19 protein-coding genes and 1 riboswitch are annotated in these 18,605 nt (G+C 65.6%); of the genes, 10 read left to right on the top strand and 9 right to left on the bottom strand.

Going from position 1 to position 18,605, the window contains the following annotated elements; translation table 11 throughout:
• Positions 1 to 36 precede the first annotated feature (36 nt).
• The 8 genes from IV498_RS05250 to IV498_RS05285 form a co-directional block, all read right to left on the bottom strand.
• Entirely contained in the window at positions 37 to 210 is a 174-nt protein-coding gene (locus tag IV498_RS05250) for a VOC family protein (protein ID WP_269045511.1), read from the bottom strand.
• 101 nt (positions 211 to 311) lie between these two features.
• Positions 312 to 602, bottom strand: a complete 291-nt coding sequence (locus IV498_RS05255) for a WXG100 family type VII secretion target (RefSeq protein ID WP_269045512.1) — start codon at positions 600 to 602, stop codon at positions 312 to 314.
• A 100-nt stretch (positions 603 to 702) separates the two neighbouring features.
• Complete coding sequence (locus IV498_RS05260) at positions 703 to 2,202, bottom strand: sensor histidine kinase (protein ID WP_442951292.1); 1,500 nt, start codon at positions 2,200 to 2,202, stop codon at positions 703 to 705.
• Positions 2,203 to 2,214: 12 nt separating this feature from the next.
• Positions 2,215 to 2,925 (bottom strand): response regulator transcription factor, encoded by a 711-nt coding sequence (locus IV498_RS05265; RefSeq protein WP_269045514.1) that lies wholly within the window; start codon positions 2,923 to 2,925, stop codon positions 2,215 to 2,217.
• 61 nt (positions 2,926 to 2,986) lie between these two features.
• Positions 2,987 to 3,871 carry a methyltransferase domain-containing protein gene (locus IV498_RS05270; RefSeq protein WP_269045515.1) on the bottom strand — a complete coding sequence of 295 codons (885 nt, stop codon included), beginning with the start codon at positions 3,869 to 3,871 and terminating at the stop codon, positions 2,987 to 2,989.
• Between the two features lie 23 nt (positions 3,872 to 3,894).
• Complete coding sequence (locus IV498_RS05275; protein WP_269045516.1) at positions 3,895 to 5,553, bottom strand: DNA repair helicase XPB; 1,659 nt, start codon at positions 5,551 to 5,553, stop codon at positions 3,895 to 3,897.
• Between the two features lie 90 nt (positions 5,554 to 5,643).
• A complete protein-coding gene (locus IV498_RS05280) occupies positions 5,644 to 8,106 on the bottom strand; it encodes a helicase-associated domain-containing protein (RefSeq protein WP_269045517.1) in 2,463 nt (820 codons plus the stop codon).
• A gap of 159 nt (positions 8,107 to 8,265) precedes the next feature.
• Positions 8,266 to 8,514: a hypothetical protein gene (locus IV498_RS05285; protein ID WP_269045518.1), complete on the bottom strand. Its 249-nt coding sequence runs from the start codon at positions 8,512 to 8,514 to the stop codon at positions 8,266 to 8,268.
• A 174-nt stretch (positions 8,515 to 8,688) separates the two neighbouring features.
• Between IV498_RS05285 and IV498_RS05290 the strand changes: the two genes are divergently transcribed.
• Together IV498_RS05290 and IV498_RS05295 are read left to right on the top strand one after the other, a co-directional pair.
• On the top strand, positions 8,689 to 9,069 hold the full coding sequence (locus IV498_RS05290) for a cold-shock protein (RefSeq protein WP_269045519.1): 381 nt from the start codon (positions 8,689 to 8,691) through the stop codon (positions 9,067 to 9,069).
• Complete coding sequence (locus tag IV498_RS05295) at positions 9,066 to 9,599, top strand: DUF3027 domain-containing protein (protein WP_442951293.1); 534 nt, start codon at positions 9,066 to 9,068, stop codon at positions 9,597 to 9,599. The genes IV498_RS05290 and IV498_RS05295 overlap by 4 nt, the downstream gene beginning before the upstream one ends.
• A gap of 57 nt (positions 9,600 to 9,656) precedes the next feature.
• Here IV498_RS05295 and serC read toward each other — a convergent pair whose 3' ends face one another.
• Positions 9,657 to 10,784: a phosphoserine transaminase gene (gene serC, locus IV498_RS05300; RefSeq protein ID WP_269045520.1), complete on the bottom strand. Its 1,128-nt coding sequence runs from the start codon at positions 10,782 to 10,784 to the stop codon at positions 9,657 to 9,659.
• Positions 10,785 to 11,064: 280 nt separating this feature from the next.
• Between serC and IV498_RS05305 the strand changes: the two genes are divergently transcribed.
• The 8 genes from IV498_RS05305 to fdhD all read left to right on the top strand — a co-directional run bounded on the left by IV498_RS05305 (position 11,065) and on the right by fdhD (position 18,523).
• A complete protein-coding gene (locus tag IV498_RS05305; protein ID WP_269045521.1) occupies positions 11,065 to 11,760 on the top strand; it encodes a metal-dependent transcriptional regulator in 696 nt (231 codons plus the stop codon).
• Between the two features lie 300 nt (positions 11,761 to 12,060).
• Positions 12,061 to 12,246, top strand: a riboswitch (cyclic di-AMP (ydaO/yuaA leader).
• A 103-nt stretch (positions 12,247 to 12,349) separates the two neighbouring features.
• Positions 12,350 to 13,093 (top strand): C40 family peptidase, encoded by a 744-nt coding sequence (locus tag IV498_RS05310; protein WP_269045522.1) that lies wholly within the window; start codon positions 12,350 to 12,352, stop codon positions 13,091 to 13,093.
• Positions 13,094 to 13,194: 101 nt separating this feature from the next.
• Complete coding sequence (locus IV498_RS05315) at positions 13,195 to 14,199, top strand: NlpC/P60 family protein (protein WP_269045523.1); 1,005 nt, start codon at positions 13,195 to 13,197, stop codon at positions 14,197 to 14,199.
• Positions 14,200 to 14,516: 317 nt separating this feature from the next.
• Complete coding sequence (locus IV498_RS05320) at positions 14,517 to 15,017, top strand: HNH endonuclease (RefSeq protein WP_269045524.1); 501 nt, start codon at positions 14,517 to 14,519, stop codon at positions 15,015 to 15,017.
• 33 nt (positions 15,018 to 15,050) lie between these two features.
• Positions 15,051 to 15,755 carry a molybdenum cofactor guanylyltransferase gene (gene mobA / locus IV498_RS05325; RefSeq protein ID WP_269045525.1) on the top strand — a complete coding sequence of 235 codons (705 nt, stop codon included), beginning with the start codon at positions 15,051 to 15,053 and terminating at the stop codon, positions 15,753 to 15,755.
• Positions 15,752 to 16,084 (top strand): DUF6457 domain-containing protein, encoded by a 333-nt coding sequence (locus tag IV498_RS05330; protein WP_269045526.1) that lies wholly within the window; start codon positions 15,752 to 15,754, stop codon positions 16,082 to 16,084. The genes mobA and IV498_RS05330 overlap by 4 nt, the downstream gene beginning before the upstream one ends.
• Before the next feature lie 287 nt (positions 16,085 to 16,371).
• Positions 16,372 to 17,577, top strand: a complete 1,206-nt coding sequence (locus tag IV498_RS05335; RefSeq protein ID WP_269045548.1) for a molybdopterin molybdotransferase MoeA — start codon at positions 16,372 to 16,374, stop codon at positions 17,575 to 17,577.
• 37 nt (positions 17,578 to 17,614) lie between these two features.
• Positions 17,615 to 18,523, top strand: a complete 909-nt coding sequence (fdhD, locus tag IV498_RS05340; protein ID WP_269045527.1) for a formate dehydrogenase accessory sulfurtransferase FdhD — start codon at positions 17,615 to 17,617, stop codon at positions 18,521 to 18,523.
• Positions 18,524 to 18,605 lie beyond the last annotated feature (82 nt).

Genomic DNA, 18,605 nt, shown 5'->3' on the forward strand with positions numbered 1-18,605 from the left:
GAAAATCAGCACCCCGTCGGCACGGCGGCGGCTGTATTATTCGCCTGCGACGAGAAGCAGCCCGTCGACCTGTACACCGGCGCTGTCGTCATTGTGCCATCGCAGCTCGCCGCCGAGCAGCTGTGCGTAGAAGGTCGCCAGGACCACCGGTTCGGCACAGTCGAGGGACAAACCAGCGAGCCGCAAGTTACCAGCATTGACCTCAACCATGCTGCGACGTTAGGTCTGCGCGTGTCTCCTGTCAATCGATGTGCCTTCCCACACCAAGACTCTCTGCTGTCCACTACTGATTCCTCCGCAGCGGTTTGCCGTCAGGCCATGAACATCCGCGTGTTCGCCTCCTCGGCCTGGGCGTATTGGGTGGCCGCGGTCGCCAAGGCCGTATTGATGCTTTCCAGCGATACCTCGACCCGCACCTGGGTGCTGCGCCAGTCGCTGATCAGGGACTGGAAGTTGTTGGCAGCACTGCCGGTCCAGCTGCTCTGCAGATCGAGCAGGTTTCGCTGCATTCTGTCCACCTCCGCCCGGAGCTGGTCGATGGAACCTCTGACGGCTTGGCTCTTGCTGGCCAACTCGTCACTATTGACATTGAACTGCGGCATGGGATGTGCCTCCGCTGGGAAATGGATCGATCCCATGAGGCTATGTCCACGAGTGGGAGCTGACTAGTCCGAAATAGCGGAATGTGGAGGGGGACATGCTTTAAGACTCGTGTGCAGGACGGGACGCCTCGGCCCCGGGGCTTCCTTGATCGAATGGCAGCCGAATAGTCAGTGTTGCCCCGCCGCCCGCGGTCTCGCTCAGCCGGACAATGCCTTCATGTGAGGCCACAATGGCCGAGACGATGGCCAGACCCAGCCCACTGCCTCCAGTATCGCGGTTTCGGGACGAATCCGCGCGGTAGAACCGCTCGAAGATGCGCGGTCCCTCATCTTCGGAAATACCGGGTCCATGGTCGCGGACTTCCAGCACCGACTCGTGTGCTTCCCCTGCCCTGGTGGTTCCCACGGCTATCTCGATCGGGGATCCTTCCGGGGTGTAGCGCAGGCAATTTCCCAACAGATTGGCCACCACCTGGCGAAGCTTGGCTTCGTCGCCGCTGATCGGCGCATTCCTGCCGGGACCGCCGTCGAGCCCCACCACCGTAATCTTCCGCTGTGGTGCCGCGGCCCGCGCGTCTAGGGCGGCATCATGTCCGAGCAGCAGCAGATCCACCGGCTTGCGCTGCAGCGGGCGCTGCTCGTCGATGCGGGCCAGCATCAGCAGGTCTTCCACCAGCGTGCCCATCCTTTTGGCCTCGCTCTCGATCCGGCCCATCGCCGTCGTGACGTCCTGCGCGGTGGGCAGCGCGCCATGCCGGTAAAGTTCGGAAAACCCACGAATGGTGACCAGCGGCGTGCGCAGCTCGTGCGACGCGTCCGCGACGAACCGGCGCATCTGTTGCTCGGAGGCGGTTCGGGCAGCAAACGCCGTCTCAATGTGCGCGAGCATGGCGTTGAGCGAGCCGGACAGCCGGCCCACTTCGGTGCCCGCATTATCGATGGCCAGCCGGCGGGACAAGTCCCCGGCTGCGATGGCCGCCGCCGTCTTTTCCACCCGGGCCAGCGGCCGGAAGGAGCGCGAGACGGTCAGGTAAGCGATCATGGTGCCCAGTGCCACGGTGAGCAGCCCAACGCCTGCAACGACAGCGCCCAGCCGTTCCATGGCGGCGTTGAGGGATTCATACGGAAGGCCGACGACGACGTAGCCGGTGAAGTTGTTGACGGGAAATCCGCCCGGGGTGTTGGTTTGAATCGGAACCGGGGAGACGATGTAGACCCGCCAGGAGTCCTGTCCGTCGCTGCTGGGCACGGTGAACGGGCGGTTGGCCAGTGCGGTGGCCTGCTTGAGGGTGTAATTGCTCAGGACGGGGCGATCCTGTCCGTCCCTGTTTTCGGCGGACACGTTTCCATCGCTGTCGCAAAAACGGACGTAGTACTGGAACGGGACGGCCCGTGTTCCTGCGGTATCTGCCGTGGTGACGCCGGCATGGATGATGGACTGCTTATAAGTGTTGAGCTGGCTGTCCATTTGCTGCAGCAGGAAGGCATGCAGCAGCAGATAGGTGGTCCCGCCCAAAGCCAGCAGGGACGCCGTGAGCAAGGCGCTGATGATGGCCACCAGCTGCGTCCTGAGCGGGGCATTCTTCCAGGTGGAAATCAAAACCTGCCGCCGCTAGCGTTTTTCGGCCGTCCGGAGAACATAGCCCACTCCGCGTTTGGTCTGGATCAGCGCGGTGGCGTCCGGATCCGTGTCCACTTTGCGCCGGAGGTAGGAGATGTAGGATTCCACGATCGAGGCGTCGCCGTTGAAATCGTATTCCCACACGTGGTCGAGGATCTGTGCCTTGGAGAGTACCCGGTTGGGGTTGAGCATCAGGTAGCGCAGCAGCTTGAATTCGGTCGGGGACAGCTCAATGGACCGGCCGCCGCGGCGGACCTCGTGCGCGTCGTCGTCGAGCTCCAGATCATCCACCCGAATGACGGCGTCGTCGTCGTCCATCGGCTGCGTGCGCCGCAGCACGGCCCGGATTCGAGCCACCACCTCGTCGAGGCTGAACGGTTTGGTGACGTAATCGTCACCGCCGACGGTCAGGCCAGTGACCTTGTCCTCGGTGTCGTCGCGTGCCGTTAGGAACAACACGGGGAAGTGCCGGCCGGCGGCGCGCAGCCGGCGGGTGACGGTGAAGCCATCCATGTCCGGCAGCATCACGTCCAGTACTGCGAGATCCGGATTATGCTCCTCCGCCGCGGCCAAGGCTTCGCGGCCGTTTCCGGCGGCCACCACCTCGAAGCCGGCAAATCGCAGCGAGGTGGAGAGCAGCTCGCGGATATTTGGCTCGTCATCGACAACAAGTAGCTTGGCTTCGGGTCCGGTCTTTTTCACACTTCATATCGTCCTCCCAGTGTCTGGGAATTAGCTGAATGTTGTTTGTGCGTTGCATGGGTCAGGCCGGGGCGGTTGCGCTGCGGCGGGCAAAGATTTCCACCGGCGCCAGCAGGCCGGCGCGGAAGGCAGCCAGCAGATTTGCCATCCGCGGGCCCGCGTTCGATCCGAGCACCAGAGGCAGTCCCAGCGCCGCGGGACCGGCCCCTGCGGCACGCACCGCGGCCCTTTCCAGGAACTCAACACCAAACGTGCGGCGGTTGCGTTCCGATTCCACCTCGAAGCCTGCGGCCTCCAACGCATCCGAGTAGGCCAACGGGGAGACCACAAAGGATGATCGGGGATCGGTGGTCCAAGGAAGTGGGAAATCAGGATCCCCCGTCCCAAGCTGCATCACGTCATAGATGGCGAAAACACCACCCGGCTTCAGCACCCGGGCGACCTGGGCGAAAACGGCGGCCTTGTCTGCAATGTTCATGCCCACGTGCAGCATGGTGGCAACGTCGAACTCCGCGGCTTCGAAAGGAAGCTCGAGGGCCCTGCCGCAGAGGAAAGTCACGCGGTCCATCAAAGAAGTGCGCTCGGTCAGGGAACGGGCCACCTCGATGAATTCCGGGGTCAGGTCCACCCCGACAACCGTTGCGGAGAACCGTTCCGCGAAAAGCCGGGCCGGACCGCCAAGACCACAGCCCACGTCCAGTACCCGCATCCCGCCGGTGATTCCTGCTCCCCGGGCTAGGTCCTCGGCAGCCTCGACGCCGCCAATGTGCAGCTCGTCCGCGCCGCGCAGATCCGTTGTGGAGAAATGTTCCGGGTCCACGCCGGTAGCGCGCAGCGCAGAGAGAATCTGCTCTTCAAGGTTCCCCCGGGTGTAGTGCTGGGTTACGTCGTCGTCGGCGTTCATGCCAACCTCCCACGGATAGCTGATGGGCAGATCATACGCCAACCGCACTCCCGCCGGACAGAGCCTCAGGCGGGAGGGCCCGGAACGCCCTCAATGTCCTTGGCGTCGAGGATTCGGTAGGCGTAGCCCTGCTCGGCCAGAAAGCGTTGGCGCTTGGCGGCGAAGTCCTGGTCCAGTGTCTCCCGGGCCACTAGTGTGTAAAACCGGGCGGACCGGCCGTCCGCCTTCGGCCGCAGCAGCCTGCCGAGGCGTTGCGCCTCTTCCTGGCGGGAGCCGAACGAGCCGGACACCTGGATGGCCACCGCAGCCTCGGGCAGATCGATGGAGAAATTGGCTACCTTGGACATCACCAGTGTGTGCAGCGTTCCGGCGCGGAACTCATTGAAAAGCCGCTGCCGCTCCTTGATGGAAGTCTGCCCCTTGATCACGGGCACATCCAGCCGCTGCGCGATTTCGTCCAGCTGGTCGATGTACTGACCGATCACCAGCAGTTGCTCGCCCTGATGCGCCCGCACCAGCGCTTCGACGACGGCGGTCTTGGTTTCGCTGGTGGCACAGAGCCGGTACTTGTCCGCATCCTCGGCCATGGCGTAGGCCATCCGTTCGTCGCGTGGCAGGTCCACCCGCACCTCGACGCAGTCCGCCGGCGCAATGTACCCCTGCGCCTCGATGTCCTTCCAAGGCGCGTCGTAGCGTTTGGGGCCGATCAGCGAAAAGACCTCGCCCTCCCGGCCGTCTTCGCGGACCAAAGTTGCGGTCAGACCCAGTCTCCGCCGGGCCTGCAGATCCGCCGTCATCCGGAAAATAGGTGCCGGCAGCAGATGCACCTCGTCATAAACGATCAGCCCCCAGTCGTTGGCGTCGAGCAGCTCCAAGTGCGGATAGAGGCCACCACGCTTCATGGTCAGGATCTGGTAGGTGGCAATGGTGACGGGGCGGACTTCCTTCACCGCGCCGGAGTACTCGCCGATCTCCGCCTCGGTCAGTGACGTGCGCTTGAGCAGCTCATCCTTCCATTGCCGCGCGGAGACGGTGTTCGTGACCAGGATCAAAGTCGTGGTCCCGCTGGTGGCCATCGCGCCGGCACCCACCAGTGTTTTGCCCGCCCCGCAGGGAAGCACGACGACGCCGGAGCCACCGGCCCAAAAGTTTTCCACCGCCAGCTGCTGGTAGGGCCGCAGTTTCCAGCCGTCCTCGTTGAGGGCAATCGGATGTGGACGGCCGTCGACATAGCCTGCCAGGTCCTCGGCCGGCCAGCCGATTTTCAGCAGCTGCTGCTTGAGCGCTCCCCGCTGGGAGGAATGCACGACGACGGTCAGCGGGTCGATCCGCGGGCCCAGCAGCGGCTCGACTTTGCGGGCGTGGACCACCTCCTCGAGCACTAGGAAATCATCGGTGCGCAGCACCAGCCCGTGCTGTGGATCCTTTTCCAGCCGCAGCCGGCCATAGCGGGACATCGTTTCTTCGACGTCGATCAGCAGCGCGTGGGGGACCGGGAACCGCGAATATTTCAGCAGTGTGTCCAGCACCTGTTCGGCATCGAGCCCGGCGGCACGGGCATTCCACAATCCCAACGGCGTGAGCCGGTAACTGTGCATGTGTTCGGGTGCCCGCTCCAGTTCCGCGAAGGCCGCGATGGCATGCCGCGCCTCGGTGGCCAGCGGGTGATCCACTTCCAGCAGGATGGTCTTATCGCTCTGCACGATCAGCGGTCCATCAGTCATGCACTTCGCCCTTTCGCCCGGTTAAATCGGTTCGCCTGCGTCCCGCGGCGGCTGGTCCAACCCATGGTGCCGCGGCTGGCATGCTGACGCTCAGTCGGCACCGGCATCCACCATTTCCACGTCCATCACGCGGTGGATCGACACCACGCGCTCCATTTCCCGGTGTGGGTCGTACACCCGAACCCGTCCGCCGCTGACGGAGAGGGGAACAAGGACCTGGTGCTCCTGATTCCCGCTGCCGTCCACAATGGAGATACTGACCAGTTTCTTGAGTCGGATGGCCTTGCGCAGAACTTCCATGCCCAATTGTGGAGCCGCTTCCGTGCTTGCCGGAGCCTGCGATGGTTTGCTGCGCAAGGCGGCCAGCTGAGCCTCCACGTCCGCCTCGGCCAAGGCCTGCCGCGGAACCAGCGGAAGGGCCGACGACGGCGCCGGGGCACTGATGCGCACGATTGCTTCCGCCGCATCCGCCATGGCCGGTGCCAGGCCCATCTCCCGCAGCGCCACCGCCACTTCACGGCTTTCAGCCTTGGCGACCAGCACAGTCGGTGCCAGCAGAGACAAGCCCAGGTGCGCCAGCATGGGAGCCTGCAGCAGCTCAGCGAGCATGGCGTCGTCGTCGCTCTGCAGATAACTGGCCGCGCTTCCAACCCGCAACCGGCCGTGACGCGCGGCGGTGTCCTCCACCAGGTAGCTAAGCGGCTGCGGGATCCCGGTGGCTGAGTGGTTGGCAAGGAACTCCAGGATCTGTGCACCATTCCGACCGGCGTCCAGCGCCCGCCGGAGCGAAGCGGCGCTGAAGCGGTAGATGGTGGCCGGCCCCTGTCCTTCGGCTTGGGCCAGCAGCGCCAGCTCGGCGCTCAGTTCGGGGGTGAGATAGCCGGGGGCGATGGCTGTCAGGTCTGCCTGCAGCAGCACGTGAGCCAGCGGGCGGGGCAGTGAGGTTCTCAGCAGCACCAGTGCGTCCTCGGGCTGGCCGTGGGCCAGCGCAAGGCCCTCCGGCGTCAGGGCGCCCGAACCCGTCAGCCCCAGCAGCTCGGCCTCGGCCAGGAAACCAGGCAGAACGCGCCGCAATCGCCGGGCCAGCCGGGGCCGGCGCCAGGAAAAACGCTGCAGCACCGCCCCGGCGTCGAGCACTGGCACAGTGGAGTTGTCGGGGCGCAGGTGCGGAGCGTCGACCCGGCCAGCGGTCTGGGACGCTGTTGCTCTCTGGCCGGCATCTGTGACGCAGCCGGCTTCCTCGCTGAGCTCCGCCAGAATGGCCAAGGTCTGCCCGCGCAGCAGCGGGGCGTCCGGCCGGTGGGCTTCCGCGGCGAGGGCATTGATGACTCCCGCCCCGCGGGGCAATGGCTGGCCGGCCAGCGACAGGACGCGCTCCGCATGCAGCCAAGAGGTGGCGATCCGCAACCACTGTTCCTCGCGGGGTAACCGCAACCAGTCGTCGTCGGCCGGCAACCAGCGGCTGGTGTCAACGTCCAACTGCAGCAGCGAGGCCGCGGCGGCCAACTCCAGCAGCAAGGTGGTTCTGTCCTGGTCGATGCGCAGGGCTTCGGCCAGCCGCCTGACCTCCCGGACACCCACCCCGCCGGTGCGCAGGGTCACCAGCGGCTGCGCCCGGACCTGGGACAGCAGCTCCGTTTCCAGCCGAAGGACTTCCGCCACGGAGCCGAGCGCCGCGTTGGAGCGCAGGGCTGCACTGGTCGAGCTGAGCAGAGCTGTCGGGGGCTGCGGGGAAAAGTTGGGGATAAGAACGCCGCCGCGCAGCACCAAAGCAACATCCGAGGGCAGCTCCACATGTGCGTCGTCGAGGGGGATCAGCAGTCCGCGGGCAAGGAGCCAGTCAACGGGATTCGTCCCGCCATGCTCCAGCGGGCAACTGCGCTGCGCGTTCGGAACCGCGCCCATCGCTCCACCACTGAACCTGGCCAGCAGCACCTCGGTATTTTCCGGGGCGGTCCGCAGGAGCTCCTGCAAGGCTCCCGGCGCAGCCACCCAGCTGTGCATGGCCTGCGCCGCGTCAACCTCGTTGTCGGCATCGCGGATGCCAGCGCCGGAGCGGTGCAGCGCCCGCACACATTGCAGCAGCCGCGCACCGATGGCGGGCTGGGTGCGAACGAGGTCCAGGTAACTGCGGCCCAATCCGGCCGGATGCAGACCAATGACTTCCTTGAGGCTGCTGACGGGAAGGTACGTCTTGCCCCCGGTGCTCCCGGGAACGCGGTATACCAAGGCCATGGCATGCAGGTCCTTAAGAAGGCTCTCCAACACCCCAATGGTGCTGCCGAAGATCTGGGGTTTGAGACTGCCCGCAGTGGCGCCGTGGCCGAGATCTTCGTTCGTGCTCAAGTGCAGCACTTCCAGCACCTGAGTCTGCGGCTGGGTCAACTTGTCCAAGGCCCTGGAGACACTGACCCGGGCACAAGCCCTGGCCGCAAGCGCCGCAAAATCGGGCACCGGTGGAGTGATTAAGTCCGGGCGGGCGTCGAAGAGCGAGCGCAGGGACTTGTCGCTGCGCGCCGCCAGTTCTGCCGCTAAAGCCCGGATGGAGGACATCCCTCTAACGCTACCGCGGTGCTCCTAATTGGCGCAGCGCGTCGGAGTGGCTGCCCCGGCGATACCTGGCGGGTTGGGCGATTTCTAGTTATCCCGGGTCACTTCCGGCGGTGCTCGGCGATAGCCGGGGTAGACCCGGCGGTGCCGGTGGTAGCCGGGTTAGGCCCGGCGGCGGCGGGCTATTGCCTGCAGCACGCCGATGCACATCAGGACGAATGCCAGCGGGAGGCCGAGCATCGCGATCCAGTCCAGCCCAACCCACGGCTGACCACCCGTGAGCTTGATCAGCAGTACGGCGGCCAGCGATCCGACGCAGATCAGCGCCAGTACGGCCGTAATGAGGGGCAGTCCTGGCCGATGTGGATCAGCCGCTGCCGGCTCGCTCAACGAGGCGCTGCGCTCAGTCATGCGGTAGGCCAGTCATGCAATAACGCTAACAGCGGACGGCAACCGGGCAAAGCCGCGGCCGCGAGGCCGACACGCTAATCTAGAGGCAGTAGACCAACACGCCCCGATGTTGGCGTGCCCCGTCCGGGGAAGCGCGCCGCGTCGCGACCAAGCCAGACGAACGAGGTAGCTCCAGTGCCAACCGGCAAAGTGAAGTGGTACGACAATGACAAAGGCTTCGGCTTTCTGACCACCGATGACGGCAAGGAAGTCTTCCTGCACGCCAATGCCCTCCCCGAAGGCGTGACGGAGGTAAAGGTCGGCACCCGGATGGAGTTCGGAGTCGCCGATGGCCGCAAGGGCGCCCAGGCGATGGCAGCGCGGATCCTCGATGCGGCGCCGTCCGTGGCGAAGGCCAAGCGGATGCCGGCCAAGGATCTGGCCCCGATTGTCCAGGACCTCGTGAGTCTGCTCGAAAGGTCCGTCGGAACTTTGAACAACGGCAAATATCCCGATGGGGATGCCGCCAGGATCGCGGCCGTCCTGCGCAAGGTTGCCGAAAACTTCGACGCATGATGACCGACACCGAAGGCGATCGTCCGCCCGCCAAACCTGCGGGGAAATCCGTCGGAGTGCCTGTGTGGCGCACCGGCAAGCCGGACACGGTGCTGGCTGCCGCCGTCGGCGTTGCGCGTGAAGGCATCCGCAGCATCGCTTCGGAAGACCAGATCGGCGCGCACCTGGCAGTACGCAGTGAGGGGGAGCGCGTTGCCACCCACCTCTTCGAATGCACGATGCCGGGCTACGAGGGCTGGCAGTGGTTCGCCGTGCTCGCGCGCGTCTCCCGCTCCAAAACGGCGTCGGTGAATGAGGTAGGCCTGCTGCCCACCGAAAGGTCGGTGCTGGCGCCCGAGTGGGTACCGTGGGCCGCCCGGGTCCGGCCGGAGGACGCCGAGGCTGCGGCCGAACTGGCCGGCCTTAGCTCGGTGCGGGGCGCCTCATCAGACACCACGGTCGAGGGCCTGCTGACCGACGGCCAACAGGAGATCGACGACGACGACCGGGACGAGGACCACAACCGGGACCGGGACGCCGGGCAGGATTAGGCCTGCGGGACCGGCGAAGCCCGCCGACGCGGGCTCCACCGGTTTTTACGAAAACCGTCAGCCGTGCTCGAGGACGTAGTCAATGCATTGCGTCAGCGCGCTGACGTCGTCCGGCTCAATGGAGACAAAGGTGGCAATCCGCAACTGATTGCGGCCCAGCTTCCGGTACGGTTCGACGTCGACTATCCCATTGGCCCGCAGCGTCTTGGCCAGCGCAGCTGCATCGACCGAGGGATCAAAGTCGATGGTGACGATCACGTTGGACCGGTCGGCCGGATCCGATACGAACGGGACGGCAACGGCCGAATGCTCTGCCCAGGAGTACAGGCGGGCTGCGGAGTCGGCCGTCCGGGCCGCTGCAAAGTCCAGCCCGCCACTGGCGTTAAGCCATGCAATCTGAGCCTCAAGCGTGACAAGCGTCGACAGCGACGGTGTGTTGTAAGTCTGGTTCAGCCGCGAGTTGTCGATGGCCGTCTGCAGATTCAGGAAGTCCGGAATCCAGCGCCCGCTTGCCTGGATCCTGGCCGCGCGCTCCAGGGCCGGCGGGGAAAAGAGACCAAGCCACAGGCCGCCGTCGGAGGCGAAGTTCTTCTGCGGCGCAAAGTAGTAGACGTCCGCCTGCTCAAGGTCCACATGCAGACCACCGGCAGCTGACGTCGCGTCGATGGTGACCAGCGAGCCGGCATCGGCACCGGGGACCCGCTGCACCGGCGCGGCCACGCCGGTGGAGGTTTCATTCTGTGGCCAGGCGTAGAGGTCGACGCCGGCTTCCGCACGAGCGGTGGGACGGGTACCGGGGCTGGATTCGAGAATGGAGGAGGGCTCCAAAAAGGGTGCATTGTTGGTGGCGGCCGCAAATTTAGATCCAAACTCACCGAAGCTCAAATGCTGGGCCTTGTGCTCCACGAGACCGAACGTGGCGACATCCCAGAAAGCAGTGGAGCCGCCTACGCCAAGGATCACTTCATAACCGGCGGGTGCCCGGAAGAACTCGGCGAGCCCGGAGCGAATATCTCCGACAAGGGTCCTGACGGGTGCCTGTCGGTGTGAGGTGCCCAGCAGGTTCCCGTTGGCCTGGCCCAGGGCCTGAAGCTGCTCGGGCCGCACCTTGGAAGGGCCCGCGCCGAAGCGTCCGTCCTTGGGCAGCAGATTTTCCGGAATGGTCAGGGCAGCGGATTCGCTCATGGATGGCTCCAGGTTTAGTGCGGGCGGCGGAGGCGTCATTGGCTTGGCTTTATTCTGCCGCAGACCGGGCATTCGGAACGAACCCAGGCGCAGAGATGGCGTAACGAAACGCTTGCCGCAGGGGCGGCGGCGCTCCGAGCCATTAGCGGAGGACGCGTTATTCGCTCTTCGGAAGGCAGGCTAACCTAGAGCACGTAGGCCGATGGCGTGTGCACACCCCAGTGCGCGAATGTCAACGCTCGGGTGCTGGCTGAAGTTGACCGCGGAAAGGAATGTGGGTGTGACGGATCTGATCGACACCACCGAAATGTATCTGCGGACCATTCTGGAGCTGGAAGAGGAAAACATTGTGGCCCTGCGGGCGCGCATCGCGGAGCGCCTGCATCATTCGGGACCTACGGTGTCACAAACTATCGGACGGATGGAGCGGGACGGACTGGTGCTGCTCTCCGGGGACCGGCATCTGGAGTTGACCGACCTGGGCCGCGCAAAGGCCACCGGAGTGATGCGCAAGCACCGGTTGGCCGAGCGCCTGCTTTCCGATGTCATCGGCCTGGACTGGGCCTACGTTCATGACGAGGCGTGCCGCTGGGAACACGTCATGAGCGAGCGGGTTGAAAAACGGCTGTATGAGCTGCTGGGCCATCCGGTTGAATCGCCTTACGGAAATCCGATTCCCGGCCTTGCCGCCCTTGGCGGTGCACCAGCGGAGGAGTTTACGGACGGCGTGGTCAATCTGCTGCAGGCCATGCCCCTCTACACCTCGTCCGTGCAAGTGGTCATCCGCCGGCTCTCCGAGCGGATACAGGTGGAACCGGAGCTGTTGACGCAGCTGGATGAAGGCGGTCTGCGGCCCGGAGCCCGAATCTCACTGACACAGGTGGGAGAATACATTTCCGTTCGGGTGCCGGACATCGAAGGCGCCTTGGAGCTTCCCCCTGAGGTTGCAGCACACGTTTTCGTCTCGCTCAGCTAGCTTCCGCGGCAGTCCAGTTCCGGAAGGCCTTTGGAGGACAAGCACAGCGGGCATTACAGCCTGATTAAAGCCGCTGTCAGACGGCTACAGTGCGGCGGGGCTGGTGGTATTGAAGCGTTATTAGTCCCAGCCTGAAAATGGTGCAGGTTAGCGCTGCTGTGACCCTTGTCACCTGAAGGAGTGTCCTGGTGGCGGCTTTCCGTAACCGGAATGTGACATTGGGCCGATTCTCATGTACCGTTTCATACGCGCCGACTTTGACAGAAGTAGGCGCCCTTGAGTGGATTGCCTAGCTCTGCCACCGCTCACGGTCCGTTCGCAACAATCGTCTGGCAGGGGCGGGGGAACCAATATCGGGCTTCAGAACGAAGCCCTAGGGGTGAAGTCGCACCAGATCCACCGGAAATAACTCCGGTGGATATTTTGCGGCCGGGTGACTCCCATCCGAATCCGACAGCTTACCTCGCAGGCATTGGGAGAGGCTTCCGTCGTGTCTTCAAGCAACACTTGTGCCCGCCACCGTGCGGTCACGGCTAGCGTTAGTCCGCTATCCGCTGTCTCCAAGGCGGTTACTTCCAATGCCGGAACGGTGGGCCGCCAGGCTGCCGCGATCGCAGCGGCATCCGGTTTGGTTCTGAGTATTGGTCTGCCTGCCCAGGCGGCTCCGGCGAACCGCATCACGGCGGATTCGGTCACCCCGATCTCGGTTGCTTCGCATCCCATCTCGGTCCCGGCCACCGCATCCTTGAGCTTCGCCCGTCCCGCGGTCAGTTCCACCCCCGCGCCGGCTCCCGTTCGGACCAGGCACGTTGCGCCAGCGGCCACACGCACCGTTCCGGTAGCCGAGCCGGCGCCCGCAGTTGCTGTTGATCCCGCCGCTGCAGTAGCCGTGCCTGCCGCCGATCCTGCACCCGCAGCTCCGGCACCTGCAGCGAAGGCAGCCCCGGCACCTGCAGCGAAAGTGACTCCGGCACCGGCAGCTCCGGCCCCCATCAGCAGCAGTGGCCACGCCGGTGTGGCGGCTGCGGCCTACGCCGGCATTGGCCACCCCTACGTATGGGGCGGTACCAGTCCTGCTGGTTGGGACTGCTCAGGCTTCGTCCAGTGGGCCTATGCCCAGGCCGGCATCAGCATTCCGCGGACGAATCAGTGGAGTGTCATGGTTCAGACCGGTAACCCACAGCCGGGTGACCTGGTGGTCCAGAACGGCGGCGTTCACGTCGGCATCTACGTCGGTAACGGCATGGTCATCAGCGCCTTGAACCCGAGCGTGGGCACGTTGTTGTTGCCTGCCACGGCTACCGGCACTTCGGTTTTCTACACCATGCGCTAGGCCACGAAGTTTTCATCCCAGGCGGTCCGGTGGCCCGCCCAAAAAAATCTGCCGATCCCCGCATACATGCTGAGCAATCCATCAGTCTCAGGACATTGAAAGTGAGCAAGACCATGACTACTCGTGCAACGATTGCCCGGCACCGTGCCGATGCCCCGAAGACCAACTCGATTGCCGTCATCGCCAAGGCCGTAAGCTCCAACGCCGGCGGCGTCGGTCGGCAGGCAGCGGTTATTGCGGCCGCCTCCGGACTGGTTCTTAGCACCGGAATCGCCGCCAACGCCTCGGAGCCGGTGACGACACGTGTTTCGGATGCGTCCACGACACTGAACATCAAAGCTGCAACGTCGCACAGAGTCACCGCGGCTGCCAGTGTGAAGATGGCCTTCTCCAAGTCGGAAGTCACCTCGACTCCTGCACCCGTGGCAGCTCCCAAGCCGGTGGTGCGGGCACAGGCCAGCAAGATTGCTGTCGCGCCGGTTACCCAGACTCCGGGCCCGGTCGTCGAGCAGGCGCCGACGCCCGCGCCTGTCGGAGCACCGGTGCCTGCGCACGTCGCAGCTCCGGTGCCGGTCCCTGCCCCTGCCCCTGCCCCTGCCCCTGCTCCGGCGCCTGCCCCTGCTCCGGCGCCTGCCCCTGCTCCGGCGCCTGCCCCTGCTCCGGCGCCTGCTCCGGCGCCTGCCCCGGCACCTGCCCCCGCTCCGGCACCTGCCCCCGCTCCGAAGCCTGCCCCCGCTCCGAAGCCTGCCCCCGCTCCCGCCCCGCCGGTGCGCAGCGGTGTCGGCGCCACGATTGCGGCGGCCGCATACGCCCAGATTGGTGTGCACCAGGACTGCACCGCCTTGGTGAGCAATTCCCTGGCTGCCGCAGGTATCCACTACCACGGCTGGCCAGCCGGCTACATGTCCTTGGGCCGCACGGTTTCCGCCGCCCAGGCTCAGCCAGGCGACCTGATCTACTATGACAACGCCGGCGCCGGCCTGCCGCACATCGCCGTTTACGTTGGCAACGGCATGGCCATCCACGGCGGCTTTAACGGTGGAAACACCCAGCTCTTCACGGCCTACCTTGGCTCCGGCCCGGTCTTCATCGCCATCGGGCACTAGCGAGTCAGTACTAACTGCCGGCAGTGACAACTGCGGGCTGCAACAACAATCGGCAGCACCGAACACTCTGGGGCGCGAAACGCCACGTACCGGGGTACACTGCGCACAAGGACCCGCACCATTAGGTGCGGGTTCTTGTGCGTTCGGCGGCAGACGACGCAGCATCGAAACGCCTTCAGAAAAATGCTGGGCGTGGTCGATTGGCTGAAACGGCCCTGAATGTTTAGGCTAGTGCTGAGAATTCACGGCCCGGTCACGCGGAGGGCAGCCGGCTCTCTGGCATCTGCACCGGGTCCTGTGCCGGAAGAGGTCTGCGCATGCGCACTCTCGTTCTGAATGCCGGATACGAGCCGCTGGCGGTGGTCACCTTCCGCCGGGCGCTGGTGCTTGTGCTCACGGGGAAGGCCAGCGTCATCGCTGAGGGCGACGATCCGGTGGTTGGCCCGACCGAGATCCTCGCGCGGCCCTCCGTGATCCTGCTCAACCGGTACATTCGGTTGCCCTACAACGAACCGCTGCCGGCCAGCCGCAGGGGGGTGCTCCGCCGGGACGATCACCGGTGCGGGTATTGCGGCAAGACCGCGGCCACGGTGGATCATGTCCAGCCCAAGTCGCGAGGTGGCGGTGACAGCTGGGAAAACATGGTTGCCTGCTGCCTGCGCTGCAACAACATCAAAGGGGACCGGACCCCCGCGGAAATGGGATGGAAGCTCCGCGTGCCGCTGCATCCACCGCGCAGCGGTCACTGGCAGATCAAGGAGTTGGACAGTCCCACCCCCGAGTGGGACGTTTTCCTGGTGCCCGCCTCGGCGGCGTAAGCTGGGGCTCCGTTCGACCGGAAGGGAATTGTGATGCAGCCAGCCCCCGGCGGGCACGTCGAGGCCGCGGTTATTCTGGCAGGCGGACGTTCATCCCGACTGGGCGGGGTTCCGAAGGCCGCTTTAATCGCCGACGGCGACACGCTGCTGGGCAGCACGGTCGCCGCTGCCCGCGCGGCAGTCGGTGGCGGCAGCGTCGTCGTCGTCGGTCCGCCCCTCGAGCTCAGCGGGATGCTGCGAGGTGTGCCGCAAGTGGTCATTGTCGGCGAGGATCCCCCTTTTTCGGGCCCTGCCTCTGGTCTTGCCGCCGGCTTGGATGCCATACCCGCTGGGGCTGCGGTCCCGTCCGGGCAAAGAGCCGAGGGCGCCCCGGACAGCAGTGCCGGTGGCGGCCTGATACTGGTACTGGCCTGCGATATGCCTTTGGTTCGTACTGCCGTGACGGCGCTGCTTGGCTGGGCTGCGGAAACCCGGCGGGACGGCGATGGATGCCTCGCGGTGGATAATGGCCGCGAACAGCCGCTGGTGGCGTTGTATCGAAGGAGCCGGCTGCTGCGGGCGGTGGAGAAGGCGCGCGGGCAGGGCGTGCTCGATAACGGCTCGGTGTTCCGTCTGATTGCTAGTCTGGACATCACCCGGTTGAATGTGCCGCCGGGCTGTACGGCTGACGTCGACACCTGGGCTGATGCGCAGGCGCTGGGCGTCACCGGGTCCGGTCAAGCAGAGAGGCAGTCATGAAAAGCCAGGAAGAAGTGCTCGAGGATTGGGTCCACGCGTTGCTGGAGGCCTATGAAATCCCGGATGTGGACATCGACTCTCATGCGGTATTGAAAGTTGCTGGCCTGGCGGCCCACGCGGTGGTGCGCCCTGCGGCTCCGCTGACCACATTTATTGCCGGCTACGCGGCAGGGCTCGCGGCCGGCTCCGGACAGGCCGCCGACGCGACCGCAATGGCGTCCGCACTCGAACTCGCCGGCCGGCTGTCCAAGGCGGAGGGTGCCTCAGATAAGGAAGCTGGCGCCGAAGCCGAAGCTAAAGCCGGAATCGAAGCCGGCGGTCAGGGCTAGTGGACCGTTCCGGGCAACAGCTGGCCCCGCGCCAGGATCCGGCAAACCCGGCCCCGCAGGGCCACGAGCCGCTGCCGGACTGGCTCGCCCCGCGCCAAGATCCGGCGAACCCGGCCCCGCAGGGCCACGAGCCGCGGCCGGACTGGCCGGCGCCGCGGCAGGCAGCCGGCGCGCAACAGGAGCCGACCGAGCCCAAACCAGTGCTGCCCCAGCCCTGGACACGGTCGCTGTCACCGTCGGAGCCGGGCGGATCGGATGGCAAAACCGAGGACGGAACGGAGCCGGCGGTGCGGCCACAACTGGCGTTCCCGTTGGTCCACTTGCCGCACAGCTGGGACGAGGCCCGGGAACGTGCCTATGAGGCAGCGGCTGCGCTGCCTGCCCATCCGGTGCCGTTGGAGCGCGCCATCGGACGGATCTTGGCGCAGGACATAGTCGCGCTGCAGGACATGCCGCACTATGCCTCATCCGCCATGGATGGATGGGCGGTGGCGGGAAGTCCGCCCTGGATTTTAGCCGGGCGCGGAGAGCGGCTGTCGGCGGGCCAAGCCTGCCCGATCGTCACGGGGGGCCTGATTCCACGGGGGGCCAAGGCAGTTTTGCGCAGCGAATCCGGCCGGATCGGCAGGGACGACGACGGTCTGCCGGTGCTGCTGCTGGGGGAGCGGGCCCGTCCGGGCGAACCAAAGAACGGCCAGCACATCCGCCGCGCCGCCGAAGAGGCAGCCGCCGGCGACCTCCTGGTCCGCACTGGCGTGCGCCTGAACCCGGCGCATGTTGCCGTCGCTGCGCTGGCGGGGATGGACAGCATCCAAGTGCTCGGCCAGCCCAATGTCCGGCTGATTTTCACCGGAGACGAGGTGATTGCGGCAGGTCTTCCAGGTCCCGGCAAGGTCCGGGATACCTTTTCCCCGCAGCTGGCGACCGTGGTGCGTAACCTGGGTGGCGCCGTCGTCGGCCAGCAGCATGTGCCCGACTCGCAGTCGGATCTGGTGGAGGCGCTCCGGGACCGCCCGGACAATCCGGCCGATGTCCTGATTACCACAGGCGCCACAGGGGGTTCCAGCGTCGATTTCCTGCGCCCGGCGATCGCCGAATTGGGTGGGACCATGATCATCGATGGCATCGCGATGCGCCCCGGCCACCCCACGCTGCTGGCCGAATTTCCGGACGGCCGGTTCCTGCTGGGTCTGCCGGGGAATCCACTGGCGGCGATGATGGGGCTGTTGACACTCGGCGCGCCGCTGCTGGCCCGGCTGGGCAGCGCCTCAAAACCCGTCACCGCCGAAGTGGCGTGCGGCTCCCCGATTCCGGAAAGCCCCGGCCGGACCCGCCTGCTGCCGTACCGGCTGGTGTATGGACTGGCGTCGCCGGCGAAGTTTACCGATTCGTTCATGATGCGGGGCCTGGCGGCCGCGGACGGTGTCATGCTTGTGCCCCCGCATGGAGCGCGGATGGGGGATGTCCTGACGACCATTCCGCTGCCGTGGTGAGTCCGACGCTCGGCGTTGCAGCAACTAAGGAGGATCAGTGGGACGGCTCACACAGCATGTGAAAATGACGAAGTACCGGTTCAGCGCAGCCGGCCCCGGGAACGACGCGGGCAGGGTGTCGGTGGTGCTGCGCGAGGATGCGCTGGCTGCCGAGGAACCGCTGGAGATCCGGCTCGGGCAAAAGGCCTTCAGCGTCACGATGCGCACGCCCGGGGATGATTTCGACCTGGTGGCGGGCTTCCTGGTATCCGAGGGTGTGATCTGGCAGCCGGAGCAGCTGGTTTCACTGCGGTTCTGCGCCGGTGAGGACGAAAATGGCCGGCAGACCTTCAACGTGGTTGAAGCCCAGCTCCGGCCCGACGTCGCCCTGCCCGACACCGGACTGGAGCGGCATGTCTACACCAGCAGCTCCTGCGGCATCTGCGGCACCGCGTCGATCGATGCGGTGCGGAAATCCTCGCATTATCTGCTGGCCGACTCCGCGGACCCAGAATCCAGCCGAATACCCGCCGAACTGCTGGCATCGCTCCCGGACCGGCTGCGCGAACAGCAAAAACTCTTCGAACGCACCGGCGGGGTGCACGCGGCCGGGCTGTTCAGTGCCGCGGGGGAGCTGCTCTGCCTGCGCGAGGACGTGGGCAGGCACAATGCTGTAGATAAAGTGGTTGGCTGGGCCTTGCGCGAGGGCCGGCTGCCGTTGGCCGGGACCGTGCTGCAGGTTTCCGGCCGGGCGTCCTTCGAATTGGTCCAAAAAGCAGCCCTCGCAGGCATTGAGATTCTCGCAGCGGTGAGTGCGCCGTCGTCGTTGGCGGTGGAACTGGCCGCCGAGTCAGGGTTGACGCTGGTGGGCTTCAGCCGCGGCAGCAGCCTGAACGTGTACACCCATCCGGACCGGGTGCTGGAACGCCCAGCCGGCATTCCTTCCTCCCCTCTCCCAAGTAAGTAACAGATAACGCACGCAAAACCCCGAATGAGTGCATCTGCTGTTACTCAGTTGGGAATATGCATTTGTATCTATCGGTTGGGTG

The organism is Paenarthrobacter sp. Z7-10 (assembly GCF_026932795.1).
Lineage (GTDB): Bacteria > Actinomycetota > Actinomycetes > Actinomycetales > Micrococcaceae > Arthrobacter_M.

Bases quoted from the DNA above. Each gene is read 5' to 3' on its own strand.
- IV498_RS05295 (WP_442951293.1), top strand. From the start codon at position 9,066: ATGATGACCGACACCGAAGGCGATCGTCCGCCCGCCAAACCTGCGGGG.
- IV498_RS05330 (WP_269045526.1), top strand. From the start codon at position 15,752: ATGAAAAGCCAGGAAGAAGTGCTCGAGGATTGGGTCCACGCGTTGCTG.
- IV498_RS05285 (WP_269045518.1), bottom strand. From the start codon at position 8,514: ATGACTGAGCGCAGCGCCTCGTTGAGCGAGCCGGCAGCGGCTGATCCA.
- IV498_RS05275 (WP_269045516.1), bottom strand. From the start codon at position 5,553: ATGACTGATGGACCGCTGATCGTGCAGAGCGATAAGACCATCCTGCTG.
- IV498_RS05320 (WP_269045524.1), top strand. From the start codon at position 14,517: ATGCGCACTCTCGTTCTGAATGCCGGATACGAGCCGCTGGCGGTGGTC.
- IV498_RS05250 (WP_269045511.1), bottom strand. From the start codon at position 210: ATGGTTGAGGTCAATGCTGGTAACTTGCGGCTCGCTGGTTTGTCCCTC.
- IV498_RS05280 (WP_269045517.1), bottom strand. From the start codon at position 8,106: ATGTCCTCCATCCGGGCTTTAGCGGCAGAACTGGCGGCGCGCAGCGAC.
- IV498_RS05255 (WP_269045512.1), bottom strand. From the start codon at position 602: ATGCCGCAGTTCAATGTCAATAGTGACGAGTTGGCCAGCAAGAGCCAA.
- serC (WP_269045520.1), bottom strand. From the start codon at position 10,784: ATGAGCGAATCCGCTGCCCTGACCATTCCGGAAAATCTGCTGCCCAAG.
- mobA (WP_269045525.1), top strand. From the start codon at position 15,051: ATGCAGCCAGCCCCCGGCGGGCACGTCGAGGCCGCGGTTATTCTGGCA.